Source organism: Desulfosoma sp., from assembly GCA_037481875.1.
GTDB lineage: Bacteria > Desulfobacterota > Syntrophobacteria > Syntrophobacterales > DSM-9756 > Desulfosoma.
In genome coordinates this window covers 143,138-160,157 of record JBBFKY010000003.1, presented here as the reverse complement: position 1 = coordinate 160,157, position 17,020 = coordinate 143,138, and the positions used below count along the sequence as shown (strand labels likewise).

The 17,020-nt window shown below is 52.7% G+C and carries 15 protein-coding genes; 7 read left to right on the top strand and 8 right to left on the bottom strand.

Annotated elements, in window-relative coordinates; translation table 11 throughout:
• Position 1: 1 nt before the first annotated feature.
• From WHS46_05705 to WHS46_05675, 7 genes are all read left to right on the top strand, one after another.
• Positions 2-1,414: a CoA transferase gene (locus WHS46_05705; protein ID MEJ5348163.1), complete on the top strand. Its 1,413-nt coding sequence runs from the start codon at positions 2-4 to the stop codon at positions 1,412-1,414.
• Positions 1,415-1,430: 16 nt separating this feature from the next.
• Complete coding sequence (locus tag WHS46_05700; protein ID MEJ5348162.1) at positions 1,431-1,898, top strand: hypothetical protein; 468 nt, start codon at positions 1,431-1,433, stop codon at positions 1,896-1,898.
• Positions 1,899-1,918: 20 nt separating this feature from the next.
• Entirely contained in the window at positions 1,919-2,143 is a 225-nt protein-coding gene (locus tag WHS46_05695) for a hypothetical protein (GenBank protein ID MEJ5348161.1), read from the top strand.
• 10 nt (positions 2,144-2,153) lie between these two features.
• Positions 2,154-2,438, top strand: a complete 285-nt coding sequence (locus WHS46_05690) for a hypothetical protein (protein ID MEJ5348160.1) — start codon at positions 2,154-2,156, stop codon at positions 2,436-2,438.
• A 13-nt stretch (positions 2,439-2,451) separates the two neighbouring features.
• On the top strand, positions 2,452-2,871 hold the full coding sequence (locus tag WHS46_05685; protein MEJ5348159.1) for a hypothetical protein: 420 nt from the start codon (positions 2,452-2,454) through the stop codon (positions 2,869-2,871).
• A 215-nt stretch (positions 2,872-3,086) separates the two neighbouring features.
• A complete protein-coding gene (locus WHS46_05680) occupies positions 3,087-4,313 on the top strand; it encodes an MBL fold metallo-hydrolase (GenBank protein ID MEJ5348158.1) in 1,227 nt (408 codons plus the stop codon).
• A 111-nt stretch (positions 4,314-4,424) separates the two neighbouring features.
• On the top strand, positions 4,425-4,874 hold the full coding sequence (locus WHS46_05675; GenBank protein MEJ5348157.1) for a response regulator: 450 nt from the start codon (positions 4,425-4,427) through the stop codon (positions 4,872-4,874).
• A 231-nt stretch (positions 4,875-5,105) separates the two neighbouring features.
• Here the strand turns inward: WHS46_05675 and WHS46_05670 are convergent, their stop codons facing one another.
• The 8 genes from WHS46_05670 to WHS46_05635 all read right to left on the bottom strand — a co-directional run bounded on the left by WHS46_05670 (position 5,106) and on the right by WHS46_05635 (position 17,020).
• Positions 5,106-6,842: an aldehyde ferredoxin oxidoreductase C-terminal domain-containing protein gene (locus tag WHS46_05670; GenBank protein ID MEJ5348156.1), complete on the bottom strand. Its 1,737-nt coding sequence runs from the start codon at positions 6,840-6,842 to the stop codon at positions 5,106-5,108.
• An 89-nt stretch (positions 6,843-6,931) separates the two neighbouring features.
• Positions 6,932-7,234: a glutaredoxin family protein gene (locus WHS46_05665; GenBank protein MEJ5348155.1), complete on the bottom strand. Its 303-nt coding sequence runs from the start codon at positions 7,232-7,234 to the stop codon at positions 6,932-6,934.
• 275 nt (positions 7,235-7,509) lie between these two features.
• A complete protein-coding gene (locus tag WHS46_05660; GenBank protein MEJ5348154.1) occupies positions 7,510-8,676 on the bottom strand; it encodes an iron-containing alcohol dehydrogenase in 1,167 nt (388 codons plus the stop codon).
• A 353-nt stretch (positions 8,677-9,029) separates the two neighbouring features.
• Complete coding sequence (locus WHS46_05655; protein ID MEJ5348153.1) at positions 9,030-10,379, bottom strand: sigma-54 dependent transcriptional regulator; 1,350 nt, start codon at positions 10,377-10,379, stop codon at positions 9,030-9,032.
• Positions 10,376-11,569, bottom strand: a complete 1,194-nt coding sequence (locus WHS46_05650) for an ATP-binding protein (GenBank protein MEJ5348152.1) — start codon at positions 11,567-11,569, stop codon at positions 10,376-10,378. Before WHS46_05650 ends, WHS46_05655 begins: the two co-directional genes overlap by 4 nt.
• Positions 11,569-12,711 carry an iron-containing alcohol dehydrogenase gene (locus tag WHS46_05645; GenBank protein MEJ5348151.1) on the bottom strand — a complete coding sequence of 381 codons (1,143 nt, stop codon included), beginning with the start codon at positions 12,709-12,711 and terminating at the stop codon, positions 11,569-11,571. Before WHS46_05645 ends, WHS46_05650 begins: the two co-directional genes overlap by 1 nt.
• A 332-nt stretch (positions 12,712-13,043) precedes the next feature.
• Positions 13,044-15,008 (bottom strand): peptide transporter, encoded by a 1,965-nt coding sequence (locus WHS46_05640; protein ID MEJ5348150.1) that lies wholly within the window; start codon positions 15,006-15,008, stop codon positions 13,044-13,046.
• Between the two features lie 29 nt (positions 15,009-15,037).
• Positions 15,038-17,020, bottom strand: a complete 1,983-nt coding sequence (locus WHS46_05635) for a DUF6785 family protein (protein MEJ5348149.1) — start codon at positions 17,018-17,020, stop codon at positions 15,038-15,040.

Genomic DNA, 17,020 nt, shown 5'->3' with positions numbered 1-17,020 from the left:
AATGAAAGATCAGAGAGTGACTCGAATCGAAGATCTGCCAGGGCCCAAGAGTCAAGGGGAACTGGAAGAGATGAAGATGCCCTATGAGGAGTATTGCCGAAAGGTCTTCTCTCCTGGACAAGAAAAGACCAAGCCGGAATCCCTCAAAGGCATTCGATGGCTTAGCACCACCATGTATATCTTCACCCCCCATTCGGTGGCCAACCTGGCCGAACTAGGGGCGGAGTGCATCAAGGTGGAAATGCCAAGAATGGGTGACCCCATGCGGCACACGTCACCTTTTAACGAGTGTTATCTTTATCCCCTGCATGACTCGCGTCCCATGACAGGGACAGGGCTCGGTTTCACCAATGCTAACAGCAATGAATACTACATCACCATGGACTATCACGTGCCGGAAATGAAGGAGGCCTTCTACCGGCTCGTTAAGCTTTCCGACGGCCTTACCGAATGCTATCGTCCTGGAACTTTTGACCGATGGAAACAGAGCTACCGTTACCTGCAGGAGCTCAACCCTCGGTTCATCTATGTCTGGGGCGGTGGTTTCGGCTACGGTCCCAAGGTTTTCGGAGGCTCCTACGACATTCTCGGACAGGCTCATGCGGGCTTGGCCAGTGTCACCGGTTTCCATGAAGATTTCGGCGGCCACTGCACCAAGCACTCCAACTGGTGTATCGACTGGTATTCCGGAACCCAGATCACGGTGGCGATTCTGGCGGCCCTTTATTGGCGTCGAAAAACGGGACTGGGCACCATGATCGAGTTTTCCCAAGTCCAGGCGGCGACGCGCTGCCTTGGTTATACGGTCCCGCTTTACGGCCGTTTCGGGATTGTCCGTCAACGTTGGGGGAACTGGGATACGCAACTGTGTGTCCATGGCATCATTCTGTGCGGCAAGAGCGATTATCCCGATGAACCCAACCCGCAGCTCAAATACGAAGCCCGCTATGCGGTGGTGAGTGCTTTTAACGATCCCGATTTTAAAGAACTGTGCGCCATTATCGGCCGAAACGACCTGTGGGATCAGTATAAGACGTTGCAGGATCGTGTGCGGCCTCAGGCTCAGATCGCCATCTACAAAGCTCTGGAAGAATGGGCTGCAGACAAGACACGCTCCCAGGTGGTGAAGACCCTGACCGATGCCGGTCTTCTGGCCATGCCCGTCATGAATGATAAGGAAGTGTACGAATGCGAACACTTCCGTCAGAGGGGAACCATTCGGTGGTTGGATGATCCGGTCTTTGGCGACCTTTTGATCCAGAGCGGCTACAGCTGCGGTTTGATGAGCAAAACTCCTCGCCGTGTCAACTGGCTGTGGCGGCCGGTGGGGGCCGACAATGTGAAGATTTACCACGAAATGCTCGGGTACCCCATGAGCAAGATTGAAGAATGGTACGAGAAGAACCTCATCTAGAGGGGAGGAGCCGCCGATGTGTGACATCATTTGGTGCAAGGATTGTGATACGGTCAATTACCTGGACCCGTATTACTTCTGGAATTGGGAAGGAAAGATCAAGTGTGCCGGCTGTGAAAACGTCTACTATATCTACATGATTCAAGGTCATATGTACAAAGGGCCGGAAAAGAAGGCCGGTGAAAAACCGGATATTTTGCCCGTGTACGCCGACAAGCCCAACGACGGCTATGAGCAGATTCTACCGGGAACTCCGGGAAAGACGCGCCCTTACAACTGCTTGCCGCGCCACATCTACCTAGGCAAGGCCGATATGGTCAAATTCAGCGCCCGCGGCCGTCCAGTGCGAGGATGGCGTCCGCAGCCACCGTCCACCGGTGTGGCGGGATCCTGCGGTTTTACGTGGGACATTCAAAAACTTTCGCCTGAAGTCTGGCAGGAATACCAGGAAAAGATCAAAAAGGGCGAAGTGAGTGAATGGTAAAAGAAAGGAGTGGTGCGACCATGGCAGAGTTGACCCCGCGGCAATTTCTCGACACCGTCCTGGTGCCCGAGAAGCAGAGTGACCATATTTGCTGGCACTGCCTGCATCTCAAACCGGCTCTCAAGGGATCCAAGTTTCCTCCCGCCGATATCATCGGCTGGTGCAAGAAGATTCACTGGCCCCATTATTGGTGTGTGGCGGATTTCAATGTGGTGAAAAAGTGCTACGCCTTTGAGGCCAAATAGTAGGATGCCTATGCACGACGTGATGTTGGAACAGGCTCGAATTTATGCGGCCCAGGAACTGGAACGCCTGAAGTCCATGGTGCTTACCTGGAAGGCCAGCTATGTGGACATGGCGGACGGCGACGGCTCCGACGAATTCCTGGTGTGGGAATTCGTTCATGAGATCGAGGAATACATGGGGCCCTTTGTGCGCCGACTGCACATGACCCAGCAGGTGGATGACGATCAGGTGAACGCTTTTTGGGACTTTTGTTACAATCAGGTCAAGGACCTGCGGTCGCTTCTATCGACGTGAGAGGAGGGTAAGCATGCCCGAAAAATGCCGAGTGAGCGTGTGCGGATTTGACCCCATGCTGGTCCGGGGTTATGTGAAGACGGGCTATCGGGCCCTGTGGTGGTATTTGCCTGATGACGTGTACAATGACTTCAAGGTAAAACCCGGCGATAAGGTGATCGGCAGGCTCTTGGCCGTTTACAATCCCAAAGGGGAAAAGACGGCGGAGCCCAACGAAGACTTTCGCTGGGAAGCCAGCAAAGAAACCGGTTATGCGGTGGTGCTGCCTCCCGAGGTCATCACCAAGTACGAACTCACCGAGTTCCATTTCATTGAACTGGTGATCAATAAGATCAACGAGGTGGATGTGTATCCTGGTGAGGAAAAGAGGACCAAGTGGTGGCCCAAGGAAAAGATGAAACTGAGCTACTTCCTGCCCTATGCGGCGCCGTAGAACGCACTGGGAAGGGTCTTCCTTGCTCTTCGAAGCGCAAGGAAGGCCCTTCGAGTAATCAATAAAACTGGACGGTCGGCATGCCTTGACGAGTCGTGTGCCGACCGACGACAACTCTCCCTCCCGGTCGGCATCTCCTGCCCAATCCTGGTAAGTTGCGATGCCAGTGGTCACCGCGTGATCAGGAGCCATCAGTGCACGGAAAGGATGCTCACATGCAAGCGACCCCTCAGGAAAAGGAACACGACAACCTTCAATGCACTCCCTACGACTTAGAAAAGCCTACCCAAGCTTGGACACGGCTGGCTGACATGGTCGACACCGAAGAGCCTCTTTTTCAAAGCACCTGGTTTCTGGAAGGCTACAATTTTTCTTCCAACATTTACGTCATTGAAGATGACGGCCTTACGGTCATCGATCCCGGAAACGACTACACGGCCTACCTGCAGTTTTTCGACCTGGGCTTTGATCCGGCTCAGGTTAAGCGCGTCGTTATCACGCACGGCCATTTTGATCACGCCATGGGCGTTTTGGAGCTGTGTAACTACAAAGGCATACGTGAAAAAGGTTCCATGGAAATCGTCATGCATGAAGCCGGGCCCGAAGAGCTCAAGAAAAATCTTGAGCCACTGGCTTTTCCCGTACGGTTGGTTTCTGGCGGGGAAGTGGTCGACACCGGGCGTTTTTCCTTGGAAATCATCCACACTCCTGGTCATACCTTTGACGGCATAAGCCTTTACCACAGGGATAGTCGAAGCTTTTTCAGCGGTGATGCGGTGCTCCCTTACGGACTTTCGGCTCCGGACAAACACGGCGGCGGGCGTCTGGACCACATGCTGCAGACTTTTCGGCTTTTGTTACAGCAGGAGATTCTCCATGTGCTTCCGGGGCACGGTTGGCCTGTTTTTCTCCATGGACGAAGGCTTCTGGAAGCCAGCTATGAAGAAATGATCAAACATCTTTTGGGGACAAGTCGCGAGCTGTCCTGTGAGGAGGCGGCTCAGCACCTGATTGGCAAAGGTTGTTTGAACGAAGCGCTCTATTGCGCTGAAAAATCTCTACGATACAATCCTTCAGATGCCAAGGCTTTGCGTCTCAAGATTTTGTGTCTCAACGATATGGGTCGCTTTCAGGAGGCTCTGAATTCCTTGGAAGTTTTGAAAAACCTTTTGGGCGGCGGCAAGGACGAGGAAGGAGATTCCTTTCAGTCCATGGCCATGGGTTATGCCCTTATGGGTCTGGAGCGCTACGAGGAAGCAGTGGCGGCTTTTGATGAAGTTGTCGGGCGCTGCGGAACTATCAAGGAAGCTTTGGTGTACAAAGGCATGGCCCTGCACCTTGCGGGGCGGCATGATGAAGCCATGGACATAGAAGAGTTTCGAAACGAATTTGTGGGGCGTTTCAAGGAAGAACTTCTGCAAAAGGCGTCAGCCAGAACCTAGAGAGGGATTTGCACGGCTCGGATGTAAAGGCGCGACGCCTGGAATCATAGAATTTACTTTCGCGGTGCCCGGGCGTGTGCAAGCCCGCGAGCGCGGCGGTGAAAAGAAAAAATGGCCGTCAGAAAGGAACCCTCAAAAGTATTTTTGTGGGTTTCCCGCGAGGAGGTTCGTGCGCACGCGCTCGAAGCCTTGGCTGATGTGGGGGCCCCAACACAAAGCGTCGAAAGCGTTTCGGCCCTCATGGAAAGCCTTGCCGAAGTAGGCCGCGGGATCGTCATTTTGGACAGCGAAGTCGTCCGTCGGCATGGGGCGACCATCTATGGGCGCCTGCGAGCGGCGTGTAAGACGTGCCGTGTGATTCTTTTGTGCGCCCAAGAGTCGCGCGGACTTATTCGAGAAGCCATGGAAGCCGGGGTCTACGGATGTATCGTGGAACCCTATGCCCCATGGGAAATTCAAACCATGGTACGGCACATTCTAGCCGATTTTGACCATGAGGTGGTCAGCGGCGGCAAAACCCTTCCGAAAGCTAAAGCGGCGGACGAAATCCCTCACACTTGATCCTCGTCATTCGGACCCCTTCGTAAAGCTCGTAGAGACACCTTTTTCACAGCCAATGGAATGAAAGACTGATGAAGGGGCTGCACCTCTTTTCCTTTCCCAAGGATACCTATGGAAAGGTCGTTTCGAGCCTTCTCCGAAAGCCTTTGAGGTTTCATTCCCGGCGGAGCAAGAAAAGGATTTGCGAAAAAAAGGGGCGGTTTGACACCGCCCCATGTCCATGATGGATCCTTACCAGTTAAAGACTTTGTCCAGTTCCTCGTCGGGAACATCAAAAGTGACATTGTGCGGCGGTAGAGCTTCTTTCTTGAAATAATCCGGCAAGCGATCGTCCTTGGACGTGAAGCCTGCCCTCAGGTTGAAGTCCCGTTCCATTTGAAGCACTTTCTTACCTAAAGCGGTGACGTCATCCGCGGTCATGTTAAGTCCGTAGAACGCGTTGATCATGTCCACCAGAGCTTGAAAAGTATCGGGCTGGTCCAGAAGAGCAAAGGCGACAAACAAGCACATGCCCGTGGAGTCGAGAGCCGCTGTGGCGATCTGAAGATTGCGGGACAGTTCCACCTGGCCCTGTGGAGAAAGAGGATCCACATTGCCGCCCACCTTGAGAATATTGGTGGCCACGGCATAGCCTGCCGTATGATCCGCCCCCATGGTGCTGGTGGCGTAGGTCACGCCGATGCCCTTGACAGCTCGGGGGTCATAGGCGGGCATGGCCTGACCCTTGACAACCGGGACGCGCTCCACGCCGAAGACCTTTCCCGTAACGGCAGCCCCGCTTCCGAGAATACGGCCGAGAGGTGTGCCTTTGGCCACTTCTTTGACCAATTCGATGGCGGCTTGAGCGTCTCCGAACTTGGCCAGTCCCGCTTCCATAGCCACTGCGATGGTGGCACCCATTTCAATGGTGTCCAAACCCGTATCGTCGTCCAAGAAGTCCAATTGGGCAATGGCGTCCAAGTCGTCAATGCCGCAGTTGCCGCCGTGAGCCCACACGGTTTCGTATTCAGGTTGCTTGGTGATGTAGTTTCCGTCCTTATCCACGTAGATACCCGAACACCGAATGACACAGCCTCGATGACAACCATGAGTGGGATTGCCGCCTCGAGCCTTTTCCGTTTCCGCCTGGGTCTCTCCACTGATCTTGGCGGCTCCGGCAAAACGCCCTTCCTTAAAATTATATGTGGGGTAAGCTCCGGCCTCGTTGATCACGTTCGTCAGAACGTTGGTTCCATAGGCCGGAAGCCCTTGGCCCGTGACCGGATGACGCCGTAAACCTTCCACAAAGCGCTTGTTGGCATCTTTGAATTTCTCGGGATCCTTTGGGGAGCGCATCTTCATGCCTGTATCATCCAAGACGATGAGTTTTACGCCCTTGGCTCCCATGACGGCTCCTACACCACCACGGCCCGCATGGCGTGTCGGGCGAAGTTCCGGATCAGTGCAGGCCACAGAAGCGGCGGCCAACTTCATTTCACCGGCCTGGCCGATGGAAATACAGGCGATCTTGTCCCCGTACTCTTCCTTGGCCTTTTCCACAGTCTTGTAATTGCCGAGCCCCTTCAGTTCATTGGCGGGAAGAATCTTGACTCCATCCGGATTGATCACGATCTTGTAAAGGGTGTCGTCCTTGGGTTTGCCTTCCAAGACAATGGCTGCGTATCCCAAACGTGCCAGCACCTGAGCTGGTTGACCTCCGGCGTTAGCCTCCTTAATGGTTCCCGTAAGAGGACTCTTACATCCCACGGAGATCCGTCCCGTCATGGCACCTGTGGTGCCGCTCAAAAGCCCCGGAGCAATCACCAACTTGTTTTCAGCGCTCAAGGGATGGCACGTGGGCGGCACTTCCTTAGATACAATGGCCGATGTCAAGGCTCGACCACCCAAACCCGCATACTCTCCCAGTGGTTCCACACTAACTTTGGGCCCTTCGGGAGCTCCCATGTCAACACGAAGAATTTTATCCATGGCTGCGTCTCCTCATTTCTTTTTTGGATTCTTGGCCTCTTTCCGGGATTCAAACCTGCAAAACCCTCCACGAACCTTTCACATCAGCTTTACTTATCCTGAATCCATTTTAAATCGCGCAAAACCTGTTCAATATCCTTGAGCCGGTCCCCCACAACGACACGATCCTCAACATCCTTCACCACAAGAGTGGGGAAAGTGACGGCAGGATTTCTGGACTTAATCTCAGCCAAAACCTTGGACCGTTCTTCACCAATAAGAAGATCCACGAGATAAAGCTTAAAGGGAACCGCATGTTGCTCCAAAAATTCTTTTACGCGTCGGCAACGGGGACATGTAAGTAGACTATAAAGGATAAGGGACGGTCGATTTTGATTTGGATGCTGCGGCATGAAATGTCCTCCCAAAGAGGCTTTCTGTCAATGCCGAAACCATAGTTCTCTCGAACAGCGCAGATCCAAGATTCGCCCAATCCCTTTATTTCGCATACAAATCACATTTTCTGAACGAAGTCAAGGAGTGCGCTGAAGCTTCAAGTCAGTGAGCACCGCTGCATCTTCGAGAGATTGACCGGGTTTCGAAGATGCAGCGGAAAGATGCTCTAGTGGGGTGCAGAGGGCCAGTGACTCACTCTGAAAACAACTTCAGCTGACAGAGTTGCTTTTTATTACAGAGCGTTTTTGTAGATTTCAATCACATCGTTCAAGGTCGGGCATCGAGGGTTCGTCAGGCCGCAGGCATCCTTTTGGGCGTTTTGAGCCATGATGGGAATGTCTTCTTCCTTGACTCCCAATTCGGCCAGTCCTCGAGGAATGCCCACATCCCGAGACAGAGTAACGATCGCATCCAAAGCTTTTTCTGCGGCGCATCGTACGGACAATCCACTGATGTTTTCACCCATGGCCACGGCGATATCGGCAAAACGGTCCATTTTCGCAATCATGTTGAACCGTTCCACGTGAGGTAAAAGAATCGCGTTGCAGACCCCATGGGGCAAGTCGTAGAACCCGCCGAGCTGATGAGCCATGGCATGCACATGACCGAGGCTCGCATTGTTGAAAGCCATACCGGCAAGGTATTCAGCGTAAGCCATTTTGTCCCGTGCTTCCATATCGGCGCCGTTGGCGACGGCAGCTCGCAAATTCTGAGAAATCAATTCTATGGCCTTAAGAGCGCAGGCATCGGTCACAGGCGTGGCAATAGTGGACACATAGGCTTCCACGGCATGGGTCAGTGCGTCCATACCGGTGGCGGCCGTCAGCGCCGGAGGCATGCCCATCATGAGAAGAGGATCATTGATGGCCACATTGGGTGTAACCCTCCAGTCCACGATGGCCATTTTGACCTTGGTGTCGGTGTTAGTGATAATGCAAAAGCGAGTCATTTCACTAGCGGTTCCCGCCGTGGTGTTGATTGCAATAAAAGGCGGCATGGCTTTGCTGGATTTGTCGATGCCCTCGTAGTCGCGAATGTTACCCCCGTTGGTAGCCAGAATACCAATGCCTTTGGCGCAGTCATGGGCACTTCCCCCGCCAAGGGAGATAATAAGGTCACAGCCTTTATCCTTAAAGAGTTTCAGGCCGTCATGCACGTTCTTGTCTGTGGGATTCGGCACCGTTTCATCGAAAACAACCACATCCAGTCCGGTGTCTTTCTTGATCAACTCAATGATTTGATCCGCAATACCGGCCGAAACAATGCCCTTATCGGTGCATAGAAAAGGCTTCTTACCACCAAGTACTTGAATCTGTTTGCCGATTTCTTTGTGAGCACCAATGCCCATCAAGGTCACCGTGGGAATGTAAAAACCGTAAACTTGCTCTCTGACCGCCATGATACGCCTCCTTTGTTTAAGAAGTTTTCGTACGCAACTTCCCCTTGAAGCTGCATTCTCACACTCACTTCAAGACTAATGCCATCGACTAAAACAAAGATAAAACAACATGTTATAATAGGAGAGCCAGGATTCGGTCTCGAAGCCGTGCAAGATTGGCATCGTTCAAAAGGATCACGGGCGAGGCGATCTGAATCTTGAGCTTTCTTTTTTGACTTGAAAATTAATGAGTTGATTTTTCAGGACGGTTTCCGAGGGGCTTTTCACACACTCTGAGCGTCGTGTGCTGTTTTGTCCACGGCGTTCTTCCGAATGTGTCATGATGTCACAGGGAATGAGCCTATCGCCAGATATCAAGACACATCATCCAGGCCATAAGCTTTGATTTTTCTGTAGAGGGTTCGGCGGCTGATCCCTAGAGCTCGAGCGGTTTCGACTTTGTTGCCGCAAAACCGTGCCAAGGTGTTTTGGATATGAAGGCGTTCCACTTCGTGGAGGGGCAGACATGGGAAGTCGGTGGTTCCGGCTGATGGTACTCTTTGGACAAGCTCCCGTGGAAGGGTGTCAGGCAGAATGATTTTATCTTCGCTGAGAATCAGACATCTTTCCAGGACGTTTCGAAGTTCCCGTACATTGCCCGGCCAGGCGTAGGCCATGAGATAGGCCAAAGTTTCATCCGGCACCTTGTAGGTAGTGCCGGGCCGACTGAGAATCCCCAAAAAATGTTCTACCAGTAAGGGAATATCTTCGATCCTTTCCCTCAAAGGAGGTAAGTGAATACGAAAAATGTTCAGCCTGTGGTAGAGGGCCTCATGAAAACGACCAGCGTCAACTTCTTTTTTCAGATCCCGATGAGTGGCAAAAAGGAATCGGACATCCACATAGCGTTCCTGTTGATCTCCAACCCTTCGAAACCTTTTGGTTTCCAGGAGGCGTAGCAAGGCGCCTTGCAGTTCCATGGGCATTTCTCCGATTTCATCAAGAAACAGAGTGCCTCCATCGGCCAGGCTGACAAGGCCCTCCCGTGTCTCCAAGGCCCCCGTAAAGGCTCCTTTGACGTAACCAAAAAGTTCACTGCGCAGAAGATCCTTTTGCAGTTCAGCACAATTCTTAACCACGAAAGGGCGCTGCGCACGGGGGCTTAGAGCATGGATGTTTCGCGCTACCACCTCTTTGCCGGTCCCCGATTCTCCGGTAATAAGCACCGAAGTATCATGTTGGCTCACTTTTTGGATCAGCCTTGTGATGTGACGTACGGCCGATGAACGACCGACAAGGCGTGGAGCGTCCACACCCCTCAGTCCTTGAAGAAGTCGACGGTTTTCTCTTTTGAGGCAAACCCGCTCAAAGGCTTTGTCCAGGACTACTTCCAACCGTTCTAAGTCAAAAGGCTTGGTGACATAGTCATAAGCGCCCAGTTTCATGGCTTTGAGGGCGCCTTCCACAGTACCGTACCCCGTTATGAAAACCACCTCCACATCGGGCAAGACTTGCCGAAAAAAACCTAGGAGCTCCAACCCGTCACCGTCAGGGAGTCGAATATCCGCGACGATAACGTCAAAGGATTCCTCGGAGATCCGTTTCTTGGCTGCAGCCACACAATCCGCCGTAACGATCTTTCGATGAGGAGCCGCCAGTTCTTTTTCCACGAGTTTTCGAATGGACACTTCGTCGTCAATGACGAGGACACGCATGGGTTTCATGGCATTTTCTCGAACACGACTCGAAAGGTGGATCCCTTGTGGGGTTCGCTTTCCACTTCAATGGCAGCATTGTGAGCTTGCGCGATGGAGTAGCACATGGAAAGCCCCAAACCGGTGCCACGGCCTACTGGTTTGGTGGTGAAAAAAGGAGTGAAAATTTTTCCCAGGCTTTCCCTTTGAATACCGCGGCCGGTGTCTTGAACTTCAAGGCACGCTCCGTGCCCATCCCGCACAAAGGTGCGCACACGCACAGATCCTTTTCCGTCGGGCAGGGCGTCCAAAGCGTTGAGAAGAAGATTGAGTAAGAGTTGCTTGATCTGAGATGGAGCGCCCTGAATACGGAGTGGTTTCGTCTCCAACTCTAGCTCAAACTGAAGCTCGGGAAATTCTTGGAATCGATGACGCACAAGCTTGATGGTTTCCTGAACGCATTTGTTTAAGTCTACGACGGTCATTGTGCCCGAGTAGGGTCGACTGAAGCTCAAAAGACCCTGTACAATTTCCTGACAACGTGCACATTCATCCATGATGATTTCCGTATATTCTTCTAAAATAGCTCGAAATTCTTGAGGCAGCCGATCCCTCACTTCAGGAAGGCGTTTACGTATGGCTTGCACAAATCCCAGAATGGCCGTGAGGGGATTGTTGATTTCGTGGGCTACGCCGGCGGCGAGCAAACCCACGGCGCTCATTTTTTCGGCGTGGTTCAGTTTTGCCTGGTATTCGCGCTCTAACGTCACATCACGTTTCAGTAACAAAACATGGCATGGAAGCCCTTGGGGATTCCTCAAAGGGGAAGCCGTAATTTCAAAGTGACGCGTGGAATTGTTCACGGTCACGATGTGTTCCTGTCGGCACACGCGGTTGGTCTCGTAGGCGATGCTTGCCGGACATGGCTGGCACTTCTTATCGGAGCCTCGAAAAACACTATAGCATTTCTTTCCAACCGGAGAACTGCCACCAAAGACATCATAAAAAACGCGATTAACAGAGGTGATACGTCCTTCGGGCGTGATAACCGCCATGACGTCCGTAATTCCATCCAAAATGGCTTGAATCTGCTGACGCCGACGTTCCAGTTCCAGTGTGGAGGCGTGCAATTGAGCGATCTTTTCCTGGGCTTCACGGAAAAAACCTAGCTTGGAATATTCAATGCCGATCAAGTCTTCTAAAGATGGGGGAGCTTTCATCACCAAACCTCTTCGCAAATTTTCAGCAGATCCATCCACGTGGCCGGTTTCGGATTTGTCAGCAAACAGGCATCCTGGGCCGCCATGCGGCACAGTTGTGGCAGATGGGAAGGGTCCGAAACCAAGTCGCGAAGCCTATGTTTCATGCCCAAAGACGCAAAGAGATTTTCCAGACTTTCAATGCCCGCTTGAGCTGCTTTGCGGCTGTTGCGAAAGTGTTTTCCGGTCAAAATGTTTCCAATTTGAGCCATCTTAGGCAGAGCCGCCTCCAGATTGTAGCGCATGACAGCCGGTAAAAGGACGGAGTGCACCTCTCCGTGCAGCACATCTAACATGCCTCCAAGAGAATGCGCCAAGGCGTGGTCCGCTCCCAAGCTGGCATTACTGAACGCCATTGCTGCTGCGGTACTGGCGATACTTAAGGCTTCCAGAACTTCCAGTGAAGGTTCCTGCGCGGCTAAGGGCAAATGGGTGCTGATCATTTCGATAGCTTTTAAGGATTGGAGTTCCGTAAAAGGAGAAGCGATGATGGAGACGTACGATTCAATAGCGTGAGCCAGCGCATCCACGGCGGCCGCCAAAACGAGATGCCGTGGTTTGGTGGTCAGCACCATGGGATCGATGATGGAAATGTTGGGAACAAGGGTTCGACTGACAATGGTCATTTTGAGCCGACGGCGTGTGTCCGTGATGATGGCGAACTGGGAAATGTCCGAGCCGCTTCCCGCGGTTGAAGGAAGAAAAACCATGGGGGGCAAAGGACGATGGATGCGATTGGCCCCTTCATAATCGTGTATGCTTCCGCCGTTTCCCACCACCACGGCGATCCCTTTGGCCGCATCCATGGGGCTGCCTCCGCCCAGCGCTATGATCACATCCGCCTGATGTTGTGCATAAAAAAGGGCTCCATGGGCCACCTGAGTGTCCCGAGGGTTACTGACAACGTCTTCGAAGTAGCACCAGTCCATTCCTTCTGCGGCGAGCACATCCAACAATTGCGACACCCATCCCGCTTCTCGCAGACCCGGATCACTGACTACCATGGGCTTTTCCGCACCAAGGCGTTTGGCACACAAACCCGCGTATTTCAAGGCGCCACGCCCGAAGATGATTTCCGGTATGGAAAACTTCCTAATGTGCATGAGCAGCTCCTGGACTCTTTATCGGCCTTTCCGCCGAGCGGACCCTCATTGGTTATATTTTCCATAAAAAACGGCGTTGGAAAGTCCTCAAAGATAACCGGAGAAAGTCGGATGATTCGTCAGAGAGTCCCTGCAGTCCGAAGGTATGAGCCCAACATTGACATGCGTTTTCGGCCGACGCTTTTGAAAATCATAGGCGATGCCTAAGGTGAACCGAAGCAGTTTTTCGTAGAGGTCGCAGGCGGCTTGATGCCCCAAATGTTTTGCCAGGCACGTCTTGACCTGGCCGGGATTTGGGTCGCATGCAAAGATGACGAGAACCCTCAAGCTCATCAGTAGGCCAGGCTTCCCAGGGAGCGCATGATGAGGGTGAAGCCCATGGCGAGCATGCCCATGAGGCCCATGCCACAAGAAAAGCCTGCCAGCAACACCGGGGCATACTGACGCCAGGCCAGCCCATATTTCTTCGAAAAATAAAAACGCCCCAGCAGGGCCCCAATGATTTCCAGAAAGATACCATGAGGTGTCGATTGTCCAAGACCTCGAACCACACCATAAATAAGAAGGACCGGCCAGTGAAGAAGGTTGAGAGCCCAGTAGACAATCACACCGAGGCTCAGTCCCCACAAGACATATTGGCCCTTAAGGGCTTCAAAAAAAGGTGAATACCCCTCCAGGGTGGCACTTTGCAGCAACAAGGTATTGAGCGCCTGCAGATGCCAGAGTTCCTGAGCATATGGGTACTGACTGGAAGGAATGGGAGCCAAGCGCCAGATGTATTGGGAAAACAGCAAGCTGGCGATCATGACTACCGGAAACACGAGAATTTCCGCTTTAATGATGCTTCGAAAACTGGTTCCCGTAAGTTCGATTTCGCGCCATCGAACCGTAGCTTTGCCGTAATTGTGAAAAGGAATCGGCGCATACCAGATCCCGATACCATGATAGCCGAAAAACTTGGAGGCTGCGATAAAACTCGCTTCCCGCACCATGGGAAGACTCACGAACTGTCCGGTAATCCCTTCCATTCGCGCCGAAACATAACTGATAAAAGGTGTGTAAATGAAGCCGTAAGCCACCAAAAAGATCCATGGAAAGCCTGGAACCAGAAAGGAACACAAAATCACGTAAACTAAAGTGCTGCCCACATAGATGGCGATGGCAATCCAGATACTGAAATCCCCTCGGCCCTTGGGCGGTTCAAAAAGTCTTTTCATGCGTTCTCGAAAAGGTGCCATGCTTTCCGAGCGCAGCCCTCGAAAAACCTGCACAAAGCCCACCAAAGCAATGGCCAGCCCGATACCGATACCGAAACTCATGTAAAAATCGAAATTATTGGCAAAAACCGTATCCACCGTCCCCATTCCCTTGTGCCACCTTTGCAGGATACCGTGCTGATAAAGAATGGGATTGGCCACCAGAGTGATAAGAAATCCCACAGCACCTCCCACCACCGCCCAGAACGGCAACACCATGCCGATGAACAGAAGCCCCAGGTCCAACTGAATGCCGGTGGCCACGGCGGGAAGAATTTCTTCGGTCACAGGGGTCAGTTCAATCCAGGGAATGGGAAGAAGACGCACCGGTTCCGTGAGGATCACGCCGGAAGCGGCAGGCAAAAGCACATAAATGGCTCCGAAACACAAACCTATCATGGCCCCGATGGAAAACAGGCGCCATTTCCATCCTGTTTCTTTTTTTTCCGTGGATTCGGCCAGAGCCATGTTGCCCAAAGCTCCTACGGGAGCCATGGGAAAAGGAAGTTTTTCCACATCGGAGGTTAAACGATACAGGGCGTAACCCAATCCGAAATGGTCTACGGCCTGAATCAGTTCAAAGCCCACCATGAGAAGAATGGGAACCAGCCAATCTCTATGGAAAAAGGTTCTTTCGATGAGGGATTCGGAGCCGGGCTGAGGCGCCACCCAGGAAGGAATGTACTGGGTGAGACCCAACATGCGAGCGGCTTCCGACTGCACCAGGTATTGATTCCACAAAAGCCCGGAAAAGGGCGAGGCCATGGCGGCTCCGGCCATGTAATACAACACGAAAATTTCCTGCTGGTTCAGACGCGTGTAAGCCCTTTTGGCCACTTCCGCAAAAAGGATGACGGTCACCCAGCGAGCCGCAGGACCGATGCCTGTGCCGATCACCAGGCCCAGATACATGGAGCCGGGCATCATGAGAAATCCAATAAAGATAGCCCCGATCACCGATTTCCATCCGAACCCGTCTCGAAACTGTTCCGGTGGTGAGAGGAGATCCCGATATTCCTTGAGTTCTTTGTCCTCGATCATGCCACGTCTCCCTGTGTCGATCCGTGGGTCTAGAGGGGAAGCACGTGATAGCTGACAGGCGTAAAAAGCCCCACAATAAGCCAAGCGATGGCCATGACCGTGTCCCCCACCACAAGACCCACAAACAGGCGTCGCACTTCTTTAAAGGCTTTGACACCGCCGTAGCGCAGAATCAAGGTGTTACACAGCCAGCCGATAAGAAAACTGAACCATAAAATGCGCAGGGCCGAACTGTAGGTAGTCAGATACCCAATGGGATGCAGAGGCCACCATAAAAACCGCCGGTATCCTAAAACCAACAAGGCCATCACAGCGGCTCCCACGCCGGCAAACACCATGCTCCACCTTTTCGGTTCTTCAGGATAACGTAACAGCTGCGCCGCCCCTTCATGAACACGGCGACTAGTTTCCACCGCCCAATCGTCTGGAAGCATGGAAATGCCGTATTGAAAGCTCAAGATGAGCATAGCCACGCAGGAGACAACGGCTCCAAAAACGAGAGCGGCGAGCACGCCGATGAAAAACCGTCGCTGGGTGTGTCCACCTTCCGCCGTTTTGGTGGCGTGAAACAACGATGGCAACAAGGATTCCCGCACATCCACAAAGGTCAGCTTTTGCACCGCCAATCCTAGGGCCAGGGTCAAAGGAGCGATGGTTTTGGTGGCCACCATGGAAAGAAAACCGTCGGACGGAGCAGCCGTAAGCGTAAAGTAGGGAAGACCGCCTTGACAAATCAAACGAGCCGCCACCAGATGTAGCATAAAGCACACACCGAGAAACAGAATGGCCGGAAGAGGATTCATGTCAAAAGACACCATCCAGAGCACCGCTCCGAGAGATCCTACTAGGAAAAGGATCAGAGCCTTCCTTGGATGGATAAGACTCTTGGAAGGTTCCTCCACACTTGGAGGGTGCCTTCGAAAACCGGACAGAACCTCCTTGAGATGAAACCGAGCCAACCACAGGATAAAGAAGAAAAACACCGCAAAGGCTCCGATCATCTGCATTTCTTCCACTCGAGCCAGTACCGGACCAAAAGTTGTCCCCAAGGCGGCCGACGGAAGCCTCCAGCCCACAAGTTGCAGTAAGCCCGGCAGCAGTCCCCCAAGCAGGAAAAAAAACCACAAACTGAAAGACACCTGTTTGGATGTCAGGTACGCAAAACCGATGAAAGACGGATAAAGATAAATCTTGACCTTGGAAAATCCGGACAGAAGCCCTTCTGCGGGAATGTAGGGTTGCGCAAGAAACAACACGGGAATGTGGGGAACCTGAGGATAGTACGTGTGCAAACCGTTGAAGAGGTGCAGCAGTACGGGAATGAAAAAGCCTATGAGGAAGAATTTATGCAGCAGGTAAGGCCGTAGGGCCCCCTGTTCCGATTCTTCGCTGATTTCCATGGGAACACGCAGCAGGGGAAAGTTCATCTTTTCGTTTTCGATCCACTGATGGCTGAAAAGGCCAGAGAGCCCCAGGAAGGCGGCGTAAATGCATGCCACAAAGATTCCCCACAAGGTGAGTGGGGCCGTCCATTGGGACCAGGGAATCTGGGTCAGGACTTGCCACCAAGTAAGGTGACGTCCGCCTTCCAAACCTCGGTAAAGAAGCCCTAACAGCTCGGGATCTCGAGGGAAAAGGGTTTCCGGGAGAAGTTCGATGAGCATTTTGCCGGCGGGGTGTCCCGTGGAAACCATCCAACCGGGTGTGGTGATGTTGATGAGAAAGGTTCGAAAAAGGCCGGTGTAGGCGACACCGGTAGCCACAGTGACCATGGCCCATAGAAGGAGCAATTCATGAGCGCTCAAGACGATGTTTCGGTGAATTTTACGGGCCAAGGGATTGTAGAAGACGGCAAAAAACAAGAGAACGGCGAAAGAAGCCAAGGGAAAATGGCCGCCGGCAAGGGGCGTGTTTTGGAGACGCACATTGTTGTAAGGAGTGAAGGCGCACAGAAGAGCGGACAACAAAAGACCCAACGCAACCACACCCCAGCGCAGTCTTCTTCCTTTCAT